This is a genomic window from Mesorhizobium sp. ES1-3, from assembly GCF_020164795.1.
Classification (GTDB): Bacteria; Pseudomonadota; Alphaproteobacteria; order Rhizobiales; family Rhizobiaceae; genus Mesorhizobium.
On sequence record NZ_JAIUGW010000009.1, the window covers coordinates 81,789 to 105,254 of the forward strand.

A 23,466-nucleotide genomic window follows, 5' to 3' on the forward strand; every position below is an offset into this window, starting at 1 on the left:
CCAATCCCCGCTCACGCCAGTCTTTGGCGAATGGTTTGCTTGAATGCGTCGAGCAGCACGGCTGCCAGAACCAGCAGGCCGTGGATGACCTGGGTGAAGTTGGCGGGCAGGCCCATCAGGTTGATCGCCGTGTTGATGGCGGAGAGCAGGAGCACGCCGGCATAGACGCCGGGCAAGGAGCCGACACCACCCTTCAGGCTGACACCGCCGATGACGACCGCGGCAAAGGCGTTGAACAAAAGGCCGACGCCAAGATTGGCCGTGGCGCCCGATGTGCGGATCGCCAGCAGCCAGCCGGCGAGCCCTGCGATGGCGCCGGCGAGCACGAAGGCGATGATCAGGTTGCGGTTCACCCGTATGCCGGCGCGGAAGGTCGCGGTTTCATTACCGCCGATCATCACGAGGTGCCTGCCGAACGGCGTCTTGGCCATGATCAGCGAGAACACCACGAAACAGGCCACCGCGATCCAGGCGGTAAGCGGCAGGCCGATCAGGCGTTGGATGCCGAACCAGCGGATGGCAGGTGCCAGATCCTGCGCCGAGCGGCCGCCCGAAATGACCAGCACCAGGCCGCGCACCCAGATGTAGGAGGCGAGTGTGATGATGAAGGCGCTCATCTTGACCTTGACCACGAGATAGCCGTTGAAGGCGCCGATGAGGCCGCCGACGGCCAGCGCCAGCAGCAGCGAGACCGGAACCATCAGCCATTCCGGGTGCAATTGGACGCCGAGGCCGATGCCCGAGGAACAAAACAGGATGCCGACCGCCATGGCGCTGAGCGCTGCGACGGATTCGACCGACAGGTCCATGTGACCGGCAATGATGACCAGCGCCAGGCCGATCGACATGACGCCGAGCACGCTCGACGCCTCGATGATGTTGGCGAAAATGCCGAGCTGGAAATAGTTCGGGATGAACAGCGAGAAGACGACCAGGACAAAAAGCAGCATGAACCAGACGAGGTTGTCGAGGACGAACTCCAGTGCGTGGCGTGTGCGAAGGTTCATGTGTCGATCCGGTTGGCGTGCGCAATCGAGGCCGCGGCAGGTTGCCTGCGTCTCGTTTCATGCGGGCAGGGAAGCGCTCCGGGCCGGGTATGGCCCGGAGCGCCTGGGCCGTCTGTCTATTCGACCGACTTGACCGTGTCGGTCGGCGGCTTCTGGTTGCCCCAGAAGGCCGGATTGTCGACGTTCTCCTTGGTGATGGCGGCACCCGGGATCTTGATGTTCGGGCCCCAGGCTTCCTTGGTGACGGTCGATTTCAGGCCAAGCACATCGTATTCGCCGGGCTTGATTTCTTCCTTCTTGACGACCTTGTCCATGAACATGGCGACGGCCGCGGCCTGTGCGTAAAGCGGCTGCTCGACCTCGACGTTGAGCCAGCCCTTGCGGATCAGGTCGAGGCCGACCGGCGCGCCGTTCGAGCTCATCAGCATGACGTCGCCCGGCTTCTTGCCGGCGGCCTCGAGCGAGGCGACGGCGGCGACCGACAGGTGTGCGGCATGGCTGAAGATCAGGTCGATGTCGGGGTTGGCCAGCATCTGGTCGGCAACGATGGTGCCGGCATTGCTGGCCTCCCATTGCATGGCCGGCAGCGAGATGATCTTGACGTCCGGGAACGCCTTCATCTTCTCTTCGAAACCCTTCTGGATGTCGAGCGTGTAGGGATCGCCGGGGTCGCCAAGCACCTGCAGGACCTTGCCCTTCACCGAGCCGTTCTTGGCTTTCAGAAGCTTTTCGGCCTGGTCGGCGGCGACGTAGCCGATCTCGACGGTACCCGCGACCGAGGTGAAGTCGGACGGCGTCGACGTGATCTGGCGGTCGAACTCGACCACCGGAATGCCGGCGGCGCGCGCGGCTTCGATCGATGGTTTCAGCGCATTGAAATCGACGGCGGCCAGGATGATCGCCGCCGGCTTCAGCGCGATGACGTCGTTCATCTGTGACTGCTGGGCGTCGGTCTTGTTGTCGGCGTTCAGCGTCTTCATCTCGTAGCCGGTCTGTTTCAGGAACAACTCCAGCGCGCTCACCGAGCCGGTCTGGAACTCGTCGAGCAATGTCGGCACCATGTAGTAGACGATACCCTTGGACTGGGCGAATGCCGGCGTGAGCGTGGCAAAAGCCAGTGCCAGGATACCGATGACAGCAAGAAGTATTCGCTTCATGTCGTTGGCTCCCTGTTAAGCCGGACCCCTCTTTGTCCCTCAGCTCGCCGGTCCGGCACCGGCAAGCGTTTCCCCGGTGATCATGTTGATCACCGCGTCGGGACTTGTTTTGTTGCGTGCGACATCGCCCGCCACGACGCCTTGCCGGATCACCACGATCCGGTCGGCGACCTGGAAAGCCTGCTGCATGATATGCGTGATGATGACGACGCCGATGCCTTGGCTCGCCACCTGGCGGATCATGTCGAGACCGCGCCGCGTCTGCTCGACGCCAAGGGCGGCGAACGGCTCGTCGAGCAGCACGAGCTTGCCGCCCCAGTGCACGAAGCGGTTGAGCTCGATGGCCTGGCGCTGGCCGCCCGAGAGATGCTCGACATTGGTGCGCAGCGAAGGAATGCGGGTACCGGCGCTGGCCAGCGCCTTGCCGACGACGGCTTCCATGGCGCGTTCGTCGAGCACGGGAATGCCAAGCACCTTCCTGGTGATCTCGCGGCCCATGAAGAAATTGGCCACCACGTCGACATTGGTGCAGAGCGACAGGTCCTGGTAGACGGTCTCGATGCCCGCCGCCTTGGCTTCCGCCGGCGACCGGGCCAGGAACTCCTTGCCCTCGAACAGCATGCGGCCCGACGTCGGTTCGAGACCGCCCGCGATGATCTTGACCAGCGTCGACTTGCCGGCGCCATTGTCGCCGAGCAGCGCCACCACCTCGCCCTTGCCGATGGAAAAGCTGATCCCCTTCAGCGCTTCGATCGCGCCATAATTCTTGGTCACGTTGTCGAGCACCAGCAGGGGTTCGCTCATCAGGCAATCTCCCGGGCCGAAAGGACGTCGCGGCCGCGCTCGCGTTCGGCGGCGAACATCTGGCCGAAGCGGGGCGACAATACCCCGGAAACGGCAAGTGCCGCCGCGCCGCGCAGCACGGCATGCTGGCCGCCGCTGGCAACGATGACACGCGGCGTCTTGCGGTCCGCGCGGGCCGAAACCGAATTGTGCAGCGGTTCGGCCGCGTCCGCCAGGCGTTCGAGCAACTCCGATGCCGCCAGGCCGCCGAGCACGACCGTCTCCGGGTCGAAGAGGTTTTCGATGATGGCGATGGCGTTGCGAAAGATCGGGCCGACCTGTGCCACCCAATCGGCGTCATTGCCGGCCCGCCGGCCCCGCGCTTCGAGCGAGAGGTAGCGCTCGAGGCAGCCTCGGTTGCCACAGGGGCAAATCTCGCCATCGGCGACCACGGGAATGTGGCCGATCTCGCCCGCATTGCCCCAGGCGCCGCGCAGAACGCTGCCGTCGTGCATCATGGCGCCGCCGAGCCCAACGCCGAAATAGAGATAATAATAGTCGGAATGGCGGGCTCCGATGCCATAGAGCCGCTCGCCCATCGCGGCTGCGGCCATGTCGGTCTCGAAGAAGGCCGGCAATCCCGTCGCGGCCGTCAGCCGCTCGCGCAGCGCCACATGCTTCCAGCCGGTCATCGTGGTCGGGCCGACGAAGCTCATGGAGTCCACGTCGAACGGGCCGGGAAGCGCCATGCCGACGCCGATGACGCGGCCGCCGGGCCGCTTGCCGGTCAGGTCCCGGACCATGGCGCCGATCTGGTCGAACGCATGATCGGGCGCCGCGTTGGGCGCTTCGCGGCGCGAACTCTCGATGACGTCGCCGCTGAGATTGATCAGTGCGGCGTCTATTCCAAGCGGCGTCAGGTGGATGCCGACGGCATAGCCGCCTTCCGGGTTGATGCGCAGCGTCGCCGGTGGCAGGCCACGCCCCTTCGGATCTTCGCGCACGGACAGGATGTAGCCCTGTTCCTCCAGTTCGCGAACGATGGTCGACACGGTCTGGACGGTGAGCCCGACATGCCTGGCAATGTCGCCACGTGCGATCGGGCCATGACGGCGGATGGACTCCAGCACGATGCGCCGGTTGTACGGCCGCCCGAACTCCTGATTGGTTCCCCGCAATGCCATGCCTTGCGCCCCCACTTGACGTAAGGTTCGCATCAAACATTTATTCAGTCAAATGGAATTCAAAAAAGTCTCGGGACGCGGGACCGAGCTGCCGATCTTTCTGCGTCTCACCTTCGGTTGATCAGTGATGAGACAACAGCATGTCGCGGCGAATAGGGTTCGCCAGACCTGCTGTAAGCTTCTGATTTCATGCATGTCGTTGTCCCGGAACCGAGGACACTTCCGGGCGACATGCATTAAGAAACGACGGGTTGCGATCGCGCCGCAATAATGGCTGATGGCCGTCAGCGGTTTGGCGGTGCGGGATACTGCTTGGCGAGAGAGAGGCGCGGCTCGGCCGGACTTCCGGATTCAGCCGGCAAGCGAGCGGTTGCCCTTGCTAGAGATATTGCGCGACTTTCTTGCCGACTGTCAGGAAGCGCAGCGGATCGATCGCCTCGCCATTGTGCCGCACTTCATAGTGGAGATGCGGGCCGGTCGAGCGCCCGCTGCTGCCGGTCTTGCCGATAGTTGCGCCGGCGTCGACCTTTTCGCCCACCGTCACGTCGATCTCGCTGAGATGCCCGTAACGGGTCGCAAAGCCATTGCCGTGATCGACTTCCACCATGCGGCCATAACCGCCGTTCCAGCCGGCCTTGGTCACGATGCCGGGCGCTGTCACCCGCGCCGCCATGCCGATCGGCGCCCTGAAATCCATGCCCGAATGCAACGCGGCGGTGCCGAGGATGGGGTCGGTGCGCACGCCGAACGGACTGGTGACGGGGTGGCCGGGAGCGGGGTTGGCAAGCGGCAGCCGGCGCGCTTCTTTTTTCAGCTGGTCGAGCGTGTCCAGCGCCTCGTCCAGTTCCTTGACCTTGCTGTCGAAGATCATCGAGGCGTTGAGCGGGATCAACGGTCCACCGACATCGTTTTCGTTTTTGCCGAAATCGCTGTCGACCGGCAGTCCGGCTGCCTGCAGCGCCTGCTGGATGGCATCGGCGCTTTTGTAGGCATTGTCCGCGAGCGTGCTGATGCGGCTGAGCTGTTCATTCTCGATGGATTTCAGCGACTGGTTGATCGAGACAAACAGCTTGTCGGCGCGATCGGCGGCTGAATCGCTGGGCAGCGGATCGGTGCGGGTCGACCACAAGGAGAAGGGCCTGGTGTCGGCGGTGCCGAGGTCGGCGCCCAGGCCGGCGACCGCGTAGGTCTGCGCGGGCTGGTTGATGCTGCCGGTCACCTCTGCGCGCTTGTCGGGCTTGGCGGCCGCGGCCGGATCGTTGGCGGGCGCCGTTCCGACATCGTTCTCGGCGCGTTCGAGCAGCGGGCCGAGACGGCCATGCCGTTGGCTGAGCTGCGTCTGGCGCTCGAGCAGTTCGCTGACCTTGGTCTCCATCAATTGCTGGTCGAGCAGCTGCCTGCTGGTGATGCGGTCGACCTGGGCGCGGAGCGCCGAAATGCGGTCCTCGTAAGCCTGCTGCATCCGCGCCTGGCGCGCGGTGGTGGCGCCGATCAGGTCGTCGCGCAGCACGAGATAGGATGTGGCCAGAAGGTAGCCGATGGCAATGGCGGCGAGTGCCGAGCCGATGAATGCCGCGAGCCAGGGACGGATCGTGAAGTGCCTGATCTCGTTGCCTCGGGCGATGATGACCGTGTGGGGTTCCTTGCGCCTGCCGAAGACTGCGGACTGACCGGTTGCGTTCACGGGACCAAGCTTTCGTTACGACACCACGACCGCCCGATTACACATTATTAGGGTTAACAAAGGTTTGCCTTGTCCACTGCGCGGCGCCGAATGCACGCAGCGCGGGCAAGAGGTTGCTTGTAAATCGCCAGGGTGCGGCCGCCATGCCGCGAAATCGTTGGCGATGAGCACCAATGTTCTGCCAGCAGCGATCTGTCTTGCGCAGAGCAAGGCTTGGGTTTCTTAACTGTCTTCGATTGCATTTGATTGACGTTTTTCGAGTAAAGGCGAGCTGGTATTTCGGATTCACCGTGGCGGTAGGGATGCTGAACGATCTGATTGGCAAGATCCTCGACAAGATTTCGGGCACCAGTCTGCTGGCGACCGGGCTTTTGCTGCTGACTGCCCTTGTCAGCGCGCTCGTGGCCTATTGGCGCACGGTCGAGGAAAAGAGCTGGAAGGAGTTTTTCGAGTTCGTCATCCCGCATGAGGTCATCACCCATCCCTCCGCGAAGGCCGACCTGCTGTTCTGGGTCACGAAGAAGGCCCTGATGCCTTTCCTGATGCTGCCAGCCGGAATCGTTTTCGTCACGGCGGTGGGCTACGGGACCATCTGGCTGTTTTCGACACTGTTCCAGTTTCAGCCGCCTCTGATCGAGGGGCCGGCAGGTCCGGTGACGGTGCTGATCTTCACCGTCAGCATGCTGCTCGCCTACGACATTTCCTATTATCTCTATCACGTCGCCCAGCATCGCTACCCTCTGCTTTGGGAACTGCACAAGGTGCATCACTCGGCCGAGGTGATGGTCGGGGTCACCAAGGACAGGGTCCATCCGCTCGACGAGCTGATGAATCGAGCCTGGGACGGCCTCATCGTGGGGTTCTGCTTCGGCATCTGGTCGCTGATTTCGCTGAACCTTGTCGAACTGACCGTCTTTGGCGTCAACGTCTACGTCATGCGCAACATCCTGATGATGGATTTCGTCAGGCACACGCATTTCAAGATCTCGTTCGGCCCGCTCAACAATTTGATCCTGTGTCCTCATTGGCACCAGTTGCATCACAGCGTCGATCCGCGCCACTACGACAAGAACTTCGGGCTGCTCTTCTCGTTCTGGGATCGGCTCTTCGGAACATTGTGCGTGCCGAGGCCCGACGAGGACTTCAAGTTCGGGCTGGTCGACCGCGATGTGCGTGACTACCAGTCGCTCGCCGGCCTTTACGTCATGCCGTTGAAGCGGATGTGGGGGCATATCGCCAGGCGCATGCGGCCTGGTAAGCCACGGCCACGCACCTCGCGATCATCGGAAGGGACACGGCCATGAACGCTCCCGTTGTGCTTGCGGTCCCGCGGACACGTACCTTCGAAGTCGTGACATCGGCGGTGCGCCTGGCCGAGATCGCACCGGCCTGGAGCGCGCTCTGGCAGCGGGCTGGCGGGCTTGTCTTCCAGCACCCGGACTGGATCGCGGCTTGGTGGCGCACCACCCCGCATCAGGAGCGGCGCGCACTCAGGATCGGGCTTGCCTGGAACGGCGACCGGCTCGATGGCGTGATAGCGCTCGCGACCTTCAGGCGCTCCGGCGTCCGCATGCTCGAATGGGCGGCGAAGGATCACAGTGACTATTGCGACGCGCTGGTTGCACCCGACAGCGACCCGCGGGCGATCTCCCGACTTTGGCAGTATGTTTTTGACCAGGGCGGCTTCGACCTGATCTATCTCAACCGTTTGCTGCCGGATGGCGGTGTTCATGCCCTGCTGGAACCGGCCCATGGCAAGGCGCTTCGGCCCAACCACCGCACTGAAATCAGCTATCGTGTCGCGGGTCCCTGGCAGCGCGGGGCGGAATGGTTCGAGACGTTGTCCAAGAAGGGCCGGCAGAACTATCGTCGTGGCCGCAAGTTCATGGAAGAGAGCGGTGCTTTGCGTTTCCGGCTCCTGGATGCGGAGGACCCGCGTGAGCCGGTGCTCGAGCGGGTCGCGACGCTGAAACGCCTCTGGCTCGCCCGGCATGGTCGTGCCTCGGATCTGTTCGATAAGGGCTCGCCGGTTCTCGCCGCGCTCATTTCGGTGCTGGCCGACCTCGGGCTGTTGCGCATCTTCGTGCTGGAGCTTGACGACACGATCGTCGCCGTCTCGATCAATTTCGAACAGCACGGCACGATGATGGCTTTCGTCACCACCTACGATCCCGAATATGAGCGCGGCTCGCCGGGCATGGTACTGATGATGGACTATATCCAGTGGTCGCTCGACCGTGGTCTTGCCACAATTGACTTTCTCTGCGGCGGCGAGGATTTCAAGCGGCGCTTCGCCACGCAGTCAGTCACGCTGTCATCGATGATGGGCGCGCGCGGCCTGCGTGGTCATCTCGCCGCGCTGGCCGATCATGTGAGCCATGTTTCGAAATCCTGGAGGACTGGGCGGCAGCCGAAGGTCGAGGCATCTGACGAGTAACGACCGCAATTGTCGATTGCCTGCGTGGGCTTTGGCTGCGTTCAGAGCGCGCGAACGGCTTCCAGCACGGCCTCGGCATGGCCCTTGACCCGGACCTTGCGCCAAATCCTGGCGATCCGCCCGTCGCGGCCGATCAGGAACGTCGCACGCTCGACACCCATGTATTTGCGGCCATACATCGATTTCTCGACCCACAGATGGTAGGCCTCGATCACTTTGCGCTCCTCGTCGGCGGCAAGATCGATGGTGAGATCGTATTTCGACTTGAACCTGTCGTGTTTCTTGGCGCTGTCGGGCGACAGGCCAATGACCACGGCGCCGGCCTTCTCGAATTCCGGCTTCAGCTGTGAGAAGCTGATCGCCTCTTGCGTGCAGCTCGTCGTGTCGTCCTGCGGATAGAAATAGAGCACGACCGGCTTGCCGGCGGATACCGCCAGGCTGAGCGACCCGCCGCCATCCCGTGGAAGATCGAATTGCGGCGCGAGATCGCCTACTTCGAGGTCGGCCATATCGATGCCCTTGTTTGAGGTTACGCGCGCAGCCACAGCGATATAGTGTCGAGCGGGGATTCGTCCACGAGCGAATTCGTACAACGGAAGATTGCGTGGATCAGGAGCAACCCCAGCACGAGAAGATCAGGTTCAGGCGGGACGAGATCACCGACCTGGGGGCCTTGCCGTCCGCGTGCCGTGTCCCGCCTCTCGGCCAGGCGGCGATCGGCCGCGGCTTCCGCATGCTTTCGCGCGTGTTTGCCGGCCTGGCCGCATTCATGCTGCTGGCCGCGGTGGCCGTCTATCTCATCGGCCTTTCCGGCATCGGGTCGGACCGGCTGCGCGTCGAAGCGGAGAGTGCCATAGAGAGGCTGGCGGGCGTCGACGTCGATGTCGCGGTCGGGCCCGCGCGCATCACACTCGACAGTTCGAGCTTCGTCGCGCTGCAGGTGAGCGATGTCAGCCTGAAGACCAGTGATGGCAAACCGATGGCGGATGCCGGGCGAGTGCGCTTTGGCGTGCGCCTGGTGCCGCTTCTATGGGGCGAGGTGCGGCTGACCAGTGCCAGGATCTCCGATGCCCGCATCGTCATGGCGGCGATGCCGTCCGGCGGCGACTGGACCGCGGCGCTGCGCAACCAGGACGGCCTCGTCGATCCGGAGAAGCTGTCGGACGCGGTGTTCGCCAACATCCATCGCGCGCTCGACGCCGTGCGGGAAGATTCGATGCGCCGGATCGATCTCCGCAATGTCGAATTCGTGCTGCCTGATGCCGGGTCGATCAAACTGGTCAAGATCGCCGACGCGACCGTCGTCCAGTCGGGGCCGGGCGGCATGGAGTTTACTTCCGAGGCGGATGTCGACGGCAGGACAGTCACCGTTGCCGCCTCAGCCACTCGCGATATCGCCGCGCACCGGGTGACGGACCTGCATGCCAGCATCAATCTGGCGGATGCCGGCGCCGCCGCTGCCGGTTCCGGCAAGCTTGGAGCCGTCGCGTTGAAGCTGGCGGGATCGGAGGGCTCAGATGCCACTGCATCACGCTTGACGGCCACCCTTTCGTCCACCGGGTCGGTGCTGGATCTTGGCACGCGTGGGCTGCTGCAGGCGGATGCCGATATCAATGCGACGCTTGTCTATGGCTCCAACAAGATCCAGGTGGACAGGTTGCTGCTCAAGACCGGCCGCTCGACTTTCGATTTTGCCGGCTCCATCGGGCCAAAGCCCTCGTCCGGCGCCGCGGGCGAGGAGCCCGCCTACCGCTACGACCTGACCAGCGACGGCTCGACCTTGGCGCCGTCGGAATCGCCGGAGCCCGCGCTGACCTTCCTCTCCCGCGTCGCCGGCGTCTATCAGACCAAAAGCCACAAATTGGTGGCCGAGCAGATCGCCGTTCGATCAGCCGCTTCCAGTGAGGTGCTTGGCACCGCGACGGTGGAATTCGTCGACGGCAAGGCCCCCGGGATCAATCTGGCGCTCAACGTCCACAACATGCCGGTCTCCCATGTCAAACAGTTGTGGCCGTGGTTTTCGGCGCGCAATGCGCGGCTCTGGGTGCTGGACAATCTGTTCGGCGGCCGCGTGGTAGACGCCAATCTCCAGTTCCAGGTGGTGCCGGATCGCCTGGGCAACGGCGTTCCGCTTTCCGCCGACGAGGTCTTCGGCCGCTTCCAGATCGAGGGGGCGCGTTTCGACACGGCCGGCCGCATTCCGCCGATTCGCGACGCGGTGGGCGTCGTCGGATTCCACGGCAACGACGTCGACATATCGTTGTCGTCGGGCACCGTCTTCATGCCCAGTGGCCGCGTGGTGGCGGCCAGCAACGGGACATTGGCCGTCAAGGCAGCCAACCGCCCACCGGTCATCGGCGCTCTCGATATCGACGTCGCCGGCGATGCGTCCGCCGTGGCCGAACTTGCATCCTACGAACCGATCAATGCGATGCGCCATGTCGGCATTCTGCCGGAGGACCTTTCCGGCGGCGTCACCGGCCACGTCAAGGCGGACATTCCGCTGCAGTCGGGGGTCGATACCGCGAAGCTCGGTTGGCTGGTGTCGCTCAACTACACCGGCCTGTCCCTGGCCAAGCCGTTCGAGGGACAGACCGTGACCGGTGCCGATGGCTCGATCACCGTCGACCCGCAAAAGGCTGTCATTTCGGCCAAGGCATCGCTGAATGGCATTCCGGCCGAACTCGACCTCGTCGAGCCGCTGGCGGATGACGGGCCGGCGCGCAGCCGCAAGGTGGCCCTGGTGCTCGATGACAAGATCCGCGCCGCCGCCATGCCCGGTCTGACGCCGCTGCTAGGCGGAACGGTGAAGGTCGCGATCGACAAGAGCGGCAGCGGCAACCAGAATGTCTCGGCCGACCTGACCAATGCCAGGGTGGACGTTCCCTGGGCCGGCTGGAGCAAGGGGGCGGGGGTTCCCGCCAGCGCCACCTTCGTCATGACCAAGTCCGGCGACACCACGACGCTGTCCGACTTCAACCTCGGCGGCAAGACGTTCTCCGTCGAGGGCAGCATCGTGCTGGTCAACGGCGCCCTGTCTTCGGCCAAGTTCAGCAAGGTCACCTTGAACAGGGGCGACGACGTAGCGGTTTCAGTGAAGCGGTCGGGCAAGGGCTATGCGGTCGACATCACCGGCAACGCGCTCGACGCTCGTTCGCTCATCAAGCAGTTCACGTCCGACGTGGACACCGCAACCAAGACGACGGGAACAGACAACATTTCCGTCAGCGCCGATATCGATCAGTTGACCGGCTTCCACGATGAGCAACTGTCCAACCTGAAGCTCGACTACAGTGCGGCTGGTTCGCGGGTGAACGGACTGAAGGTCAGCGCGACGGCGAGTTCCGGCGCCGCCATCGCCATCAGCAACACCACCGACGGCGGCAGGCGCTCGCTCAACGTGCAGTCGGCGGACGCCGGCGCCATCCTGCGGTTCCTCAACATCTATGAGCACATGGAAGGCGGATCGATCACGCTAGCGCTGACGGGAGCCGGCGACGGACCGATGAAGGGCAAGGTCGACACCAGCAACTTCTTCGTCGTCAACGAACCCAAGCTCGCCTCCATCGTCTCGACCACGCCGGCCGGCGACAGCCGCAGCCTCAACCAGGCGGTGAAGGGCCAGCTCGACACGTCGCGGGTGAAGTTCGAACGTGGCTACGCCGAGATCGACAAGGGCAGCGGCTATCTGAAGCTGACCAATGGCGTGCTGCGTGGCCCGCGCATCGGCACGACGTTCCAGGGCATCCTCTACGACCAGAACGACAATATGGACATGACCGGCACCTTCATGCCGGCCTACGGCCTCAACCGCATTTTCGGCGAACTGCCCATCGTCGGCGCGCTTCTGGGCAATGGCCGCGACCGCGGTCTGATCGGCGTCACCTACCGGCTCAGGGGCAATGCCAACAAGCCGGTGCTCGACGTCAACCCGCTGTCGGTGATCGCGCCGGGGATATTCAGGTCGATCTTCGAGTACCGGTGAGGGGTTCTCAGGCCGGTCTCACCAGGATGTGTTTTTTCTTGCCCAATGAAAGCTTTACGACGTTTTCCGGACTCAAATCCTGAAGCGTGACCATTCGACGGTCGTCGCTTACCGGCTGGTCGTTCAGGCGCACGGCGCCGCCCTGGATGTGCCGTCGTGCCTCGCCATTGGATGAAGCCAGCCCCGCGCTGACCAACAGCGACAGGATGCCGACGCCGGCTTCGAGCGCGGCCTTGTCCGTCTCGACGGTCGGCAATGTGTCGGCGAGCGCGCCTTCCTCGAAGGTCTTGCGCGCCGTCTCGCTGGCCTGTTCGGCGGCCGCGCGGCCATGCAGATGGGCGGTGATCTCGGTAGCGAGGATCTTCTTTGCCTCGTTGATCTCGGAGCCGCCCAGCCGCTCGAGCCGCGCGACCTCGTCCAGTGGCAGCGTGGTGTAGAGTTTCAGGAAACGGGCAACGTCGGCATCCTCGGTGTTGCGCCAGTATTGCCAGAACTCGTAGGGGCTCAGCATCTCCGGATCGAGCCACACCGCGCCCGAGGCGGACTTGCCCATCTTGGCGCCGGACGAGGTGGTGAGCAGCGGCGTGGTCAGTGCGTAGAGTTGCGCATCCTCCATGCGGCGGCCGAGATCGATGCCGTTGATGATGTTGCCCCATTGGTCGGAGCCGCCCATCTGCAGGCGGCAGCCGAGGCGCTTGTAGAGTTCGACGAAATCATAGGCCTGCAGGATCATGTAGTTGAATTCGAGGAACGACAGCGATTGCTCGCGATCGAGCCGCAACTTGACGGAATCGAATGCAAGCATGCGGTTGACGGAAAAGTGCCGGCCGACATCGCGCAGGAAATTGACGTAGTTGATCTCCATCAGCCAGTCGGCATTGTTGATCATGACCGCGTCGTTCGGACCACTGCCGAATTTGAGGTAGGGCATGAAGTTGCGGCGGATGCCGGCGAGATTGGCGTCGATATCCGCGGGCGTCAGAAGCTTGCGCGCCTCGTCCTTGAAGGAGGGGTCGCCGATCATCGACGTGCCGCCGCCCATCAGCGCGATCGGCCGATGGCCGGTCTGCTGCAGCCAGTGCAGCATCATGATCTGGATCAGCGAGCCGGCATGCAAGCTCTTGGCCGTGGCGTCGAAGCCGATATAGGCCGTCACCGTTTCCTCGGCGAAAATAGTGTCGAGGCCGGCATCATCCGAGGTCTGGTGGATGAAACCGCGCTCGCTCATCGTGCGCAGGAAATCGGATTTGAAGGCAGGCATGTTTTCTTTCCCGAAGCGTACGCCCGGTCCGTCGCGGGCATATGTGAACGCGCGCGTTTAGCACCCAAGCGCGATCAGCAAAAGTGGATTCCGGTTTTGCGCCGGATCGCGCGCCAACCAAGAGTTGGCGATCAGCAAAAGTGGATTCCGGTTTGCGGCCGCGCGGATGGTGCCCGCGGCGATCCGGCTGCGATGCTTGCTTCATCGTTTCGGCTGGCGTAATGAGGCGCCGCGCCAAAAGGTTCTTGCAGCCCACGACCTCAAGCGGCACCGCACGGCATCCACAAAATGCCATATCCGACGACAGAGCCCCGACGCGACATGCCGGACGCATTGATATCCATTGTCATTCCTTGCAGGAACGAGGCGGCAAACCTGCCGCTGCTGATCGACGAGATCGAGGCGGCGATGGTTGGCCGCGACTTCGAACTGATCATCGTCAATGACGGCTCGACCGACGAGACCGCTGCCGTGCTATCCGAACAGGCCGCGCGTCGCCCGTTTGCGCTACGCGAGTTGCGGCATCAGAAGTCCGCCGGCCAGAGCCTCTCGGTGCGTTCGGGCGCCTGGGCGGCACGGGGCGGCATCGTCGCGACCATCGACGGCGACGGCCAGAACGATCCGCAATACATTCCGGTTCTGGTCGATGCGCTGCGCCAGGCCGGCCCCGATTTCGGCGCCGCGCAAGGGCAGCGCCTCAAGCGTCGCGACAGCAAGGTCAAGCAATTGGCGTCGCGTTTTGCCAACTGGCTGCGAAACGCCATCCTGCATGACGAGACGCGCGACACCGGCTGTGGCCTGAAGGCGGTTCATACCGATATCCTGCGCAAACTGCCGTTCTTCGACGGCACCCATCGCTTCGTTCCAGCCCTGGTCATCCAGGAGGGGTATCGCGTCGTGCATTGCGACGTGGTCGACCGCTCGCGCCGGCACGGCAAATCGAATTACGGCATTTTCGATCGCGGCCTGCAGGGCGTGCTCGATCTCTGTGGCGTCTGGTGGTTGCGCCGCAGGCGCCGCAGAATGCCAAAGATAGAGGAAATCAGGCGTGGTTAACGTGCTTCAGGAATTGGCGACCTGGCTTCACCAGGTCTTCATCATGCAATTCGACGCATGGGTGCTGCTCGGCTTCATCGCCCAGTTCTTCTTCACCATGCGCTTCGTCGTGCAGTGGCTCGCCTCGGAAAAGGCCAAGCGCAGCGTCGTGCCGGTGGCCTTCTGGTTCTTCTCGCTGTTCGGCGGCGGCCTGCTTCTGATCTATGCCATCCAGCGTCAGGATCCGGTGTTCATCGCCGGGCAGGCCATGGGCATGTTCATCTACATCAGAAATCTCTGGCTGATCGCCAATGAGCGCAAGGCGGCGATGACCAAGGTCGATTGAGCCCAAAAAGAAATGATCGGAGAGGCTCAAAAATGGCGTTGAACAGGAACTACATCTTCCTCTTCCTGTTCAGCCTGGCGATGACGGCTTCGGGGCTGGCTTCCATGCCGCCGATCGACCGTGACGAGCCGCGCTTCGTCCAGGCCACCAAACAGATGGTCGAGAGCGGCGACTATGTCGACATCCGCTTTCAGGAGACCTCGCGCTATCAGAAGCCGATCGGGATCTACTGGCTGCAATCGGCGGCCGTGGCGCTGAGCGGGCAGGGAGCCGAGGCACCGATCTGGGTCTATCGCACGGTTTCGGCACTTGGCATTGCCATTGCCGTGCTGGCGATTGCCTGGACAGGGACCAATCTTTTCGGTGCCAATGCCGGCCTCGCGGCCGGCCTGGTGATGGCCGCGATCTTCGCCACGGCTTTCGAGGGCCGCGACGCCAAGACCGATGCGATGCTGCTGGCCTGCTGCGTGGCGGCGCAAGGCGCGCTGGGGCAGATCTATCTCGCATCGCGCCGCAATGAACCGGTCGCCGGCCATCTCTGGTGGATCTTCTGGATCGCGCAAGGGGCCGCGATCCTGATCAAGGGGCCGATCGCGCCGCTACTGTCCGCGTTGACCATCGCGGCGCTGTTCGCCTTCGAGCGCGATGGGCGCTGGCTCTCGAAACTCAGGATTGGGCGCGGCTTGCTGCTTGTCCTGGTGATTGCGCTGCCCTGGCTTGCCGCGATCACCTGGAAGAGCCACGGTGCTTTCCTGCAGCAGGCCGTCGGCAAGGACATGCTCGGCAAGGTCGCGTCAGGCGCGGAATCGCACGGCCTGCCGCCCGGCTTCTATATGCTAACCTATTCGCTGTTCATGTGGCCATTCGGCCTGATCGCGGTCGGCGCTGGCCTGCAGGCCCTCAACCGTCTGCGCGACGATGTCAGGCTGCGCTTCTGCCTCGCCTGGTACGTTCCGTTCTGGCTCGTCTTCGAACTCATTCCCACCAAGCTGCCGCATTATGTCCTGCCGGCCTATCCCGGCATGGCGCTGCTGATCGGCTGGCTGCTGACATTGCAACCGCAGGACGCCAATGCGCCGCTCAGGCCCTGGCAGCAATGGTTGTGGTGGTCGACCGCATTCGGTCTTGTCGTGGTCAGCCTTGGCCTGGCGGCGGTCTGCATCGGAGCGCCGATCTACCTTGCCCACACTTTCTCCTGGTGGAGCATTCCGGCGGCCGCGGCCGCGCTCGGCGCAGGCTATTTCGCTTTTTCGCGACAGTTGCAGGTGCCGCTGCCCCGCATCGGCGCCACCGCAGCCTGTGCGGGTATCGCCTACGCCTTGCTGTTCGGGGTCATCGCCCCGTCGCTGAAGCCGATCTGGCTGAGCCCGGCGATCAAGGAAGCGGTGCGCGCCAACAAACCTTGCGACACGACGGTGCTGGCCTCGGCGCGCTATCAGGAGCCGAGCCTGGTGTTCCTGGTCGGCACGAAAACGGTGCTGACCGATGTCGGTGGCGTGGCGGAACATCTGCTCGCCGATCCTGCTTGCTCCTTGGGCCTGGTGCCGATCGGCGACGAACAGAAATTGAATGGCATGCTGTCCGTGCAAGGCAAGTCGGCGAACCGCCTCGCCGAAGTCGACGGCCTCAACTATTCGTCGGGAGACAAACTGTCGCTCGGTCTCTACCGTATCGCGCAATGACTTCAATGATGGGGTCGAGTTCCCAATGCTCGTGAAATCGCGCCCTCCAGTTTCCAGATCGCTCCTCGGGATAGGACGCCGATCCCTTGGCAATTTTCGCGACACCCTGCAGATCGCAAGACGGCGCCTTGCCGTTCGCCCGGGTCGCTATCCCAACATTTCGTGGTGGGCGTGGGGCCTGGTCTGGGTCTTTCTGACGGCAGCGGCCTTTGTCCGTCTCGATACGCCGGCAGGGGTGGCGCATGGCCAATGGTCGCCTGATGTGGCCAGGCTTGCCGAGTTCTTCACGCAATTCGGACTGGGCGGCTGGTATCTCATCCCGTCCGCGCTGCTGCTTGTGGCGGCCAATCTGACGGATTGGCGAAGCCTTTCGCGGCGCGCGCTGATGCTGGTCTACAGTTGGACTTGTCTGGCTTTCCTGGTGCTGAGCGCCGTTGGCCTGTCCGGCCTAACCGTCAATGTCCTGAAATATGCCATTGGCAGGGCCCGCCCGCTCTACTTCCAGGATTTCGGCGTCCTTGCGCTGCACCCTTTTGCCTTCGATGCGCGCTTTGCCGGCTTTCCGTCCGGCCATGCCACGACGATGGGTGCCGTGTTCGGTATCCTGCTGCTTTTGTTCCCGCGACGTTGGTACATCGCTTTGGCGGTCACGGCCTGCGTCGCCTCGACCAGGGTCTTCGTCGGCGCGCACTATCCGAGCGACACCGTTGCCGGCTTCGGCCTCGGCTGCGCCTTCGCGCTGGCGTGCGGACTGGTCTTTGCCAGGCTTGGCTTCATCTTCCGGCCGGCACCTTCAGGATTGCCGGTCCGCAAGCCATCGTTCCGGCTCATTGCCCCGGAAAAATAGATCGCTGCCGGACTATCAGCACGGCGGCAAGACACATGTCGAGGAGGCGGGCATTGCCCGCCCACTCATAGCCGCGAATGCAGATCGCCCGATGTCCTAGCGCAGCCGTTTCGGCCGCGGATCGGACAATTCTCCCGCCAGCCGGCGATCGAGATAGTCGGCGCATTCCTCGATCAGCACATCGGCGTCGTTGGCGAAGAAATGGTTGGCGCCGGGCAGGGTCTTCTGCGTGATGGTGATGCCCTTTTGCGTATGCAGCTTGTCGACCAGGCCTTGCACGTCCTTCGGCGGCGCCACCTTGTCGGCGTCGCCGTGGATGATCAGGCCCGAGGACGGGCAGGGCGCCAGGAACGAGAAATCATAGGTGTTGGGCTGCGGCGCGATCGAGATGAAGCCCTCGATCTCGGGCCGGCGCATCAGGAGCTGCATGCCGATCCACGAACCGAACGAATAGCCGGCCACCCAGCAGCTCTTGGAATCCGGATGCAGCGACTGGACCCAGTCCAACGCGGCTGCCGCGTCCGACAACTCGCCGGTGCCGTGGTCGAACTCGCCCTGGCTGCGGCCGATGCCGCGGAAATTGAAGCGCAGCGTGGTGAAATCACGCTTCTGGAACATGTAGAAAAGGTCATAGACGATCTTGTTGTTCATCGTGCCGCCGAACTGCGGGTGCGGATGCAACACGATGGCAATCGGCGCGCTCTTTTCCTTCGAGGGCTGGTAGCGTCCCTCCAGGCGGCCAGCCGGACCGGTAAAAATGACCTCAGGCATGAAATACTCCACGTGACATATACAAGTGCGCGGCGCCCGGAACTCTTCCTCTGGCCGCGCTTCCACAGACCTTGACGCAGGGCGAGCGTCTTCCTAGAAGCTAGTTTAGAATTGTTCAAAACTGGGTGGCCGAAACGCGATCGCCCGGTCGCACTCGCCGCAAGCCGCGTAAATAGGACGGCTTGCCTTGGAATTTCAAGGAAATAACGCCATACGTCGGCGGAATGGCTTCGGACGGGAAGAACTGGACGAAAATGGCCGCGATACGCGCCTATCTCGACTATAATGCCAGTGCGCCGCTGCTTTCAGCGGCGCGCGAGGCCATGGTCGCGGCGTTTGACGCAGCCAACCCCTCGTCGGTCCATGCCGAGGGGCGTGCCGCGCGCAGGCTGGTCGAGAATGCCAGGCGCGACGTGGCGGCGTTGGTCAACGGCAAGGCTGAGCATGTCGTCTTCACCTCGGGCGCGACCGAGGCTGCCTCGACGCTCCTGACGCCGGACTGGCGGATGGGGCGCGGCGCCATTCGCATGAGCCGGCTCTACGTGTGCGAGGCCGACCATCCGTGCCTGCTGAATGGCGGACGCTTCCCGGCGGACCTGGTGACTCGGATCGGTGTCGGCGCTGATGGCATCGTCAGTCTCGACGCCTTGACGGCGGCGCTAGGCGGTCACGACAAGGCCCATGGCTTGCCGCTGGTCGCGATCCACGCCGCCAACAACGAAACCGGCGTCATCCAGCCGATCGATCGCATCGCGGAGATCGTCAGGGCGGCGGGCGGCATTCTTGCCGTCGACGCCGTCCAGGCCGCGGGCCGCGTTTCCATCGATATGTCGGCTGGATACGCCGACTATGTGATTCTGTCCTCGCACAAGATCGGCGGCCCCAAGGGCGCTGGCGCCATCGTTGCCGCCGCCGACCTGATGATGCCGAGGCCGCTGATCAATGGCGGCGGCCAGGAGAAGGGCCACCGTGGCGGCACCGAGAACCTGCCCGGCATCGCCGGTTTTGGCGCCGCCGCGCGAGAAGCCCTGGCCGGACTGAACGCCATCGGTGCCGTGCGTCAGCGTCGCGATGCGGTCGAAACGTCGATCAAGACGCTGGTGCCGGATGTGGAAATCTTCGGAGCCGGCGCACCAAGGCTTGCCAACACGACATTCTTCGCTATTCCCGGCGTCAAAGCCGAGACCGCCCAGATCGCCTTCGATCTGGCGGGCGTGGCGCTTTCCGCCGGCTCCGCCTGCTCGTCGGGCAAGGTTGGGCCGAGCCATGTGCTGAAGGCCATGGGGTACGGTGACAGCCTTGGCGCCTTGCGCGTGTCGGTCGGTGCCGCGACCGGAGCCGAGGACATCGAACTGTTCCGCGCCGCGCTGGCAGGCATTGCCGCGCGCCGGGCGGGTAGAGAGAAAGCCGCGTAGCGGTTTGAGCATCGGACCGAAAATCCGATGCTTGAGAAAAACGGATTTGGGCTTCGGCCTGGTAGAGCCGTGCGTTTCATGCTGGCCGGGTGAATTTCCGGTCGAGGCGCACTATATTGAACTTACGCTGCCGCGGACGCTGCTCGGCGTCCAATCGGCGGTGCCATAGTTTGAAAACTGTCGGGCCTTGACCCCGGCGTGGATGGAGAACGCATATGCCTGCTGTGCAGGACACGATCGATCGGGTCCGAAAGATCGACGTCGACCAATACAAATACGGATTCCAAACCGAGATCGCTGTCGACAAGGCTCCCAAGGGCCTGAGCGAAGACATCATCCGTTTCATTTCGGCCAAGAAGGATGAACCGTCCTGGATGCTGGAGTGGCGCCTGGAAGCCTATCGGCGCTGGCTGACGCTGGAAGAGCCGACCTGGGCGCGCGTCAACTATCCCAAGATCGATTTCCAGGACATCTACTATTACGCGGCGCCCAAGAGCACGCCCGGACCGACTTCGCTCAGCGACGTCGATCCCGAGATATTGAAGGTCTACGAGAAGCTCGGCATTCCGTTGAAGGAGCAGGAAATCCTCGCCGGCGTGCAGAAGACCGACGTCTCGGAGTTCGAGGAAATCAGCGACAACGTCTACAAATCGGGCCGCGTCGCCGTCGACGCCGTGTTCGATTCCGTGTCCGTCGTCACCACCTTCAAGAAGGAGCTGGCGCAGGCCGGCGTCATCTTCTGCTCGATCTCCGAAGCGATCCGCGAGCATCCTGAGTTGGTCCAGAAATATCTCGGTTCGGTCGTGCCGACCTCCGACAATTTCTACGCGACGCTGAATTCGGCCGTGTTCACCGACGGCTCGTTCGTCTTCGTGCCCAAGGGCGTGCGCTGCCCGATGGAGCTGTCGACCTACTTCCGCATGAACGAGAAGAACACCGGCCAGTTCGAGCGCACGCTGATCATCGCCGAGGAGGGGGCCTACGTCTCCTATCTCGAGGGCTGCACGGCGCCGCAGCGCGACGAGAACCAGCTGCATGCCGCGGTGGTCGAACTGGTGGCGCTTGACGATGCCGAGATCAAATATTCGACGGTGCAAAACTGGTACCCCGGCGATGCCGAGGGCAAGGGCGGCATCTACAATTTCGTCACCAAGCGCGGCGACTGCCGTGGCCACCGTTCGAAGATCTCGTGGACGCAGGTCGAGACCGGCTCGGCGATCACCTGGAAGTATCCGAGCTGCATCCTGCGCGGTGACGATTCCAGCGGCGAGTTCTATTCGATCGCGGTGTCGAACGGCTACCAGCAGGTCGACAGCGGCACCAAAATGATCCATCTCGGCAAGAACACGTCGAGCCGCATCATCTCCAAGGGCATCGCCGCCGGCTTCTCGCAGAACACCTATCGCGGCCAGGTCTCGGCGCATCGCAAGGCGACCAACGCCCGCAACTTCACCAACTGCGACTCGCTGCTGATCGGCGACCAGTGCGGCGCGCACACCGTGCCCTACATGGAAGCCAAGAACTCGACGGCGCAGTTCGAGCACGAAGCGACGACGTCGAAAATTTCCGAGGACCAGAAGTTCTACGTCATGCAGCGCGGCATTCCGGAAGAGGAAGCGATCGCGCTGATCGTCAACGGCTTCGTCAAGGATGTCATCCAGCAGCTGCCGATGGAATTCGCGGTCGAGGCGCAGAAATTGATCGGCATCTCGCTGGAAGGCTCGGTGGGCTGACCGGCCCAGACAAATATTCAGGAAACAAAAATGCTTGAGATCAAGAACCTGCACGCCCGCATCGTCGATGACGGCACAGAAATCATCCGCGGCCTGAACCTGACGGTGAAAGCCGGCGAGGTCGCCGCCATCATGGGGCCGAACGGCTCGGGCAAATCGACGCTCTCCTACATCCTCGCCGGCCGCGAGGACTATGAGGTGACCGAAGGCGACATTCTCTACAACGGCCAGTCGATCCTCGAAATGGACCCGGCCGAGCGTGCCACTTCCGGCATCTTCCTCGCCTTCCAGTATCCGATGGAGATACCGGGCGTCGCGACCATGGAATTCCTCAAGGTGGCCATGAACGAGCAGCGCAAGGCGCGTGGCGAGGAGCCGCTGAAGATCCCGGAATTTTTGAAGCGCGTGAAGGAAGCCGCCGCCTCGCTCAGCATGGACATGGCGATGCTGAAGCGGCCGCTCAATGTCGGCTTCTCCGGCGGCGAGAAGAAGCGCGCCGAGATCCTGCAGATGAAGCTGCTTGAGCCAAAGCTCTGCGTGCTCGACGAGACCGATTCCGGTCTCGACATCGATGCGCTGAAGATCGTCTCGGACGGCGTCAACGCACTGCGCTCGCCGGAGCGCGCCATAGTCGTCATCACCCACTACCAGCGCCTTTTGGAGCACATCGTGCCGGACAGCGTGCACGTGCTCTACAGGGGCCAGGTCATCAAGTCGGGCGACAAGTCGCTGGCGCTCGACCTCGAGGCCAACGGTTATGCCGGCGTGATCGGCGAAGCCGCGTGAGATGCCAAGTCATTTTGTTCCAAAAGACAGGCGAGACTGATGAACATGCACACACAACCGCAGCGGACACCGGCCGAGACCGCGTTGATCGACGCGTTCGGTGACCGACTGTCGCTGCTGCCGGGCGACGGCGCTGTCATGCTGAAGCGCGACGACGCCATCGAGGCGGTCAAGCACGGCCTGCCGACGCGGCGCATCGAATCCTGGCATTACACCGATCTGCGCCGGCTGTTGAATGCGGTGCCGGACTTCGATCCGGCCGCCGCCGCGAAAGCCATCGCGCCAATCGTCGACGGTTCGACGGTTCTGAGCCTGTTGAACGGGGTCTCGAGCGCCAAGGCGCCGGTCGTCGAAGGCGTCAGCGTCCAGCGCCTGTCCGAAAAGCTGACCGATGGCAGCATTGCGCCAGGGCTCGATCCCTATGGCAGCGACGATGCCATCGGTGCGTTGAACACCGCCTTCGTCGCCGACGGCTATTTCGTCGACATCGCCGATGGCACGGAGCTGGAAAAGCCGATCGAGCTGCAGAACCTGCAGGCCGGCGGTCAGACCCATGTGCGCCTGCCGGTACGGGTCGGCACCGGCGCCAAGGCGGTCATCGTCGAACGCCAGGCCGGCGAGGGCGCGGCGCTGACGAGCTCGGTCAGTCAGCTGGTGCTCGGCGAGGGCGCCGAGGTGACGTGGCTTATCGTCCAGGAACAGCCGGAAACGGCAACGCATCTGGCGCAATTCAAGGCCCATATCGGCAAGGATGCGAAACTGACGCTGTTCGTCATGAACGCCGGCGGCAGGCTAGTGCGCCAGGAGATCATGGTCAAGACGACAGGCGAGGGCGCCGACTTCAAGCTGCGCGGCATCAACCTGCTGGCCGGCGACACCCACACCGACGTGACCATGGTGCTCGACCATGCCGTGCCGCACACGACGTCGACCGAGGTCATCCGCAACGTGGTGACCGGCAAGGCGCGCGGCGTCTTCCAGGGCCGCATCAACGTCCACCAATATGCGCAGAAGACCAACGCCAAGATGGCCTGCAACACGCTGCTTTTGTCCGACGACGGCGAGTTCTCCACCAAGCCGGAGCTCGAAATCTTTGCCGACGACGTGGTCTGCGGTCATGGCGCGACGGTCACCGAGATCGACCACGATCATTTGTTCTACCTGATGGCGCGCGGCGTCGACGAAAAGAGCGCGCGTGGCCTGCTGGTCAAGGCGTTCGTCGCGGAGGTGATCGAGGAACTGGACGACGAGGCGATCGTCGAGGCGCTGGAAGCGCGGCTCGATGAGTGGTTTTTGACGCACGGGTGAAGTGGGTCGAGGCGTAGCCTCGACCAACCCCTCATCCGGCCGCTT

The 23,466-nt window shown here is 63.4% G+C and carries 19 protein-coding genes; 11 read left to right on the top strand and 8 right to left on the bottom strand.

Annotated elements, in window-relative coordinates; all coding sequences use genetic code 11:
* Window positions 1–11: 11 nt before the first annotated feature.
* From LB536_RS14770 to LB536_RS14790, 5 genes are all read right to left on the bottom strand, one after another.
* Complete coding sequence (locus LB536_RS14770; protein WP_224593707.1) at window positions 12–1,007, bottom strand: ABC transporter permease; 996 nt, start codon at window positions 1,005–1,007, stop codon at window positions 12–14.
* Between the two features lie 116 nt (window positions 1,008–1,123).
* Window positions 1,124–2,164 (bottom strand): sugar ABC transporter substrate-binding protein, encoded by a 1,041-nt coding sequence (locus LB536_RS14775; protein WP_224593710.1) that lies wholly within the window; start codon window positions 2,162–2,164, stop codon window positions 1,124–1,126.
* A gap of 39 nt (window positions 2,165–2,203) precedes the next feature.
* Window positions 2,204–2,968 carry an ATP-binding cassette domain-containing protein gene (locus tag LB536_RS14780; protein ID WP_224534337.1) on the bottom strand — a complete coding sequence of 255 codons (765 nt, stop codon included), beginning with the start codon at window positions 2,966–2,968 and terminating at the stop codon, window positions 2,204–2,206.
* Window positions 2,968–4,131, bottom strand: a complete 1,164-nt coding sequence (locus tag LB536_RS14785) for an ROK family transcriptional regulator (RefSeq protein ID WP_140755248.1) — start codon at window positions 4,129–4,131, stop codon at window positions 2,968–2,970. The genes LB536_RS14780 and LB536_RS14785 overlap by 1 nt, the downstream gene beginning before the upstream one ends.
* 379 nt (window positions 4,132–4,510) lie before the next feature.
* Window positions 4,511–5,815 (bottom strand): M23 family metallopeptidase, encoded by a 1,305-nt coding sequence (locus LB536_RS14790; RefSeq protein ID WP_140755246.1) that lies wholly within the window; start codon window positions 5,813–5,815, stop codon window positions 4,511–4,513.
* Window positions 5,816–6,117: 302 nt separating this feature from the next.
* Between LB536_RS14790 and LB536_RS14795 the strand changes: the two genes are divergently transcribed.
* Window positions 6,118–7,119 (top strand): sterol desaturase family protein, encoded by a 1,002-nt coding sequence (locus tag LB536_RS14795; protein WP_224593713.1) that lies wholly within the window; start codon window positions 6,118–6,120, stop codon window positions 7,117–7,119.
* Window positions 7,116–8,252 (top strand): GNAT family N-acetyltransferase, encoded by a 1,137-nt coding sequence (locus tag LB536_RS14800; protein ID WP_224593717.1) that lies wholly within the window; start codon window positions 7,116–7,118, stop codon window positions 8,250–8,252. The genes LB536_RS14795 and LB536_RS14800 overlap by 4 nt, the downstream gene beginning before the upstream one ends.
* 41 nt (window positions 8,253–8,293) lie before the next feature.
* On the opposite strand, the gene LB536_RS14805 is transcribed toward LB536_RS14800, so the two are convergent.
* Window positions 8,294–8,761 (bottom strand): peroxiredoxin, encoded by a 468-nt coding sequence (locus tag LB536_RS14805; RefSeq protein ID WP_140755240.1) that lies wholly within the window; start codon window positions 8,759–8,761, stop codon window positions 8,294–8,296.
* A gap of 95 nt (window positions 8,762–8,856) precedes the next feature.
* Between LB536_RS14805 and LB536_RS14810 the strand changes: the two genes are divergently transcribed.
* Entirely contained in the window at window positions 8,857–12,237 is a 3,381-nt protein-coding gene (locus LB536_RS14810) for a DUF3971 domain-containing protein (protein ID WP_224593720.1), read from the top strand.
* 7 nt (window positions 12,238–12,244) lie between these two features.
* Here the strand turns inward: LB536_RS14810 and tyrS are convergent, their stop codons facing one another.
* Entirely contained in the window at window positions 12,245–13,498 is a 1,254-nt protein-coding gene (tyrS, locus tag LB536_RS14815; RefSeq protein WP_224593723.1) for a tyrosine--tRNA ligase, read from the bottom strand.
* A gap of 321 nt (window positions 13,499–13,819) precedes the next feature.
* Between tyrS and LB536_RS14820 the strand changes: the two genes are divergently transcribed.
* The 4 genes from LB536_RS14820 to LB536_RS14835 are packed head-to-tail and all read left to right on the top strand — an operon-like array spanning window position 13,820 to window position 17,408.
* Entirely contained in the window at window positions 13,820–14,554 is a 735-nt protein-coding gene (locus tag LB536_RS14820; RefSeq protein WP_140755234.1) for a glycosyltransferase family 2 protein, read from the top strand.
* The gene (locus LB536_RS14825) at window positions 14,547–14,879 is read left to right on the top strand and encodes a lipid-A-disaccharide synthase N-terminal domain-containing protein (RefSeq protein WP_140755232.1); all 333 of its coding nucleotides are present in this window, start codon (window positions 14,547–14,549) and stop codon (window positions 14,877–14,879) included. Before LB536_RS14820 ends, LB536_RS14825 begins: the two co-directional genes overlap by 8 nt.
* A gap of 32 nt (window positions 14,880–14,911) precedes the next feature.
* Complete coding sequence (locus LB536_RS14830; protein ID WP_224593726.1) at window positions 14,912–16,561, top strand: ArnT family glycosyltransferase; 1,650 nt, start codon at window positions 14,912–14,914, stop codon at window positions 16,559–16,561.
* 25 nt (window positions 16,562–16,586) lie between these two features.
* A complete protein-coding gene (locus LB536_RS14835) occupies window positions 16,587–17,408 on the top strand; it encodes a phosphatase PAP2 family protein (protein WP_140809290.1) in 822 nt (273 codons plus the stop codon).
* A gap of 96 nt (window positions 17,409–17,504) precedes the next feature.
* On the opposite strand, the gene LB536_RS14840 is transcribed toward LB536_RS14835, so the two are convergent.
* Window positions 17,505–18,179 carry an alpha/beta hydrolase gene (locus tag LB536_RS14840; protein WP_027028091.1) on the bottom strand — a complete coding sequence of 225 codons (675 nt, stop codon included), beginning with the start codon at window positions 18,177–18,179 and terminating at the stop codon, window positions 17,505–17,507.
* Window positions 18,180–18,433: 254 nt separating this feature from the next.
* Here LB536_RS14840 and LB536_RS14845 point away from each other — a divergent pair, with 254 nt between their 5' ends.
* The 4 genes from LB536_RS14845 to sufD all read left to right on the top strand — a co-directional run bounded on the left by LB536_RS14845 (window position 18,434) and on the right by sufD (window position 23,421).
* Window positions 18,434–19,594, top strand: coding sequence for a cysteine desulfurase family protein (locus LB536_RS14845; protein ID WP_224593730.1), 1,161 nt, complete (start codon window positions 18,434–18,436; stop codon window positions 19,592–19,594).
* 215 nt (window positions 19,595–19,809) lie between these two features.
* The gene (gene sufB / locus LB536_RS14850; protein WP_224593733.1) at window positions 19,810–21,327 is read left to right on the top strand and encodes a Fe-S cluster assembly protein SufB; all 1,518 of its coding nucleotides are present in this window, start codon (window positions 19,810–19,812) and stop codon (window positions 21,325–21,327) included.
* A gap of 30 nt (window positions 21,328–21,357) precedes the next feature.
* The gene (gene sufC / locus LB536_RS14855) at window positions 21,358–22,113 is read left to right on the top strand and encodes a Fe-S cluster assembly ATPase SufC (protein ID WP_224593735.1); all 756 of its coding nucleotides are present in this window, start codon (window positions 21,358–21,360) and stop codon (window positions 22,111–22,113) included.
* Between the two features lie 39 nt (window positions 22,114–22,152).
* Complete coding sequence (sufD, locus tag LB536_RS14860; RefSeq protein ID WP_224593738.1) at window positions 22,153–23,421, top strand: Fe-S cluster assembly protein SufD; 1,269 nt, start codon at window positions 22,153–22,155, stop codon at window positions 23,419–23,421.
* Window positions 23,422–23,466: the final 45 nt, after the last annotated feature.

Coding starts and splice junctions, on each gene's coding strand:
- LB536_RS14780 (WP_224534337.1), bottom strand. CDS start 2,968: ATGAGCGAACCCCTGCTGGTGCTCGACAACGTGACCAAGAATTATGGC.
- LB536_RS14800 (WP_224593717.1), top strand. CDS start 7,116: ATGAACGCTCCCGTTGTGCTTGCGGTCCCGCGGACACGTACCTTCGAA.
- LB536_RS14830 (WP_224593726.1), top strand. CDS start 14,912: ATGGCGTTGAACAGGAACTACATCTTCCTCTTCCTGTTCAGCCTGGCG.
- LB536_RS14845 (WP_224593730.1), top strand. CDS start 18,434: ATGGCCGCGATACGCGCCTATCTCGACTATAATGCCAGTGCGCCGCTG.
- LB536_RS14820 (WP_140755234.1), top strand. CDS start 13,820: ATGCCGGACGCATTGATATCCATTGTCATTCCTTGCAGGAACGAGGCG.
- LB536_RS14805 (WP_140755240.1), bottom strand. CDS start 8,761: ATGGCCGACCTCGAAGTAGGCGATCTCGCGCCGCAATTCGATCTTCCA.
- LB536_RS14840 (WP_027028091.1), bottom strand. CDS start 18,179: ATGCCTGAGGTCATTTTTACCGGTCCGGCTGGCCGCCTGGAGGGACGC.
- LB536_RS14795 (WP_224593713.1), top strand. CDS start 6,118: ATGCTGAACGATCTGATTGGCAAGATCCTCGACAAGATTTCGGGCACC.
- sufB (WP_224593733.1), top strand. CDS start 19,810: ATGCCTGCTGTGCAGGACACGATCGATCGGGTCCGAAAGATCGACGTC.
- sufD (WP_224593738.1), top strand. CDS start 22,153: ATGAACATGCACACACAACCGCAGCGGACACCGGCCGAGACCGCGTTG.
- LB536_RS14785 (WP_140755248.1), bottom strand. CDS start 4,131: ATGGCATTGCGGGGAACCAATCAGGAGTTCGGGCGGCCGTACAACCGG.
- LB536_RS14835 (WP_140809290.1), top strand. CDS start 16,587: ATGCTCGTGAAATCGCGCCCTCCAGTTTCCAGATCGCTCCTCGGGATA.
- tyrS (WP_224593723.1), bottom strand. CDS start 13,498: ATGCCTGCCTTCAAATCCGATTTCCTGCGCACGATGAGCGAGCGCGGT.
- LB536_RS14775 (WP_224593710.1), bottom strand. CDS start 2,164: ATGAAGCGAATACTTCTTGCTGTCATCGGTATCCTGGCACTGGCTTTT.
- sufC (WP_224593735.1), top strand. CDS start 21,358: ATGCTTGAGATCAAGAACCTGCACGCCCGCATCGTCGATGACGGCACA.
- LB536_RS14770 (WP_224593707.1), bottom strand. CDS start 1,007: ATGAACCTTCGCACACGCCACGCACTGGAGTTCGTCCTCGACAACCTC.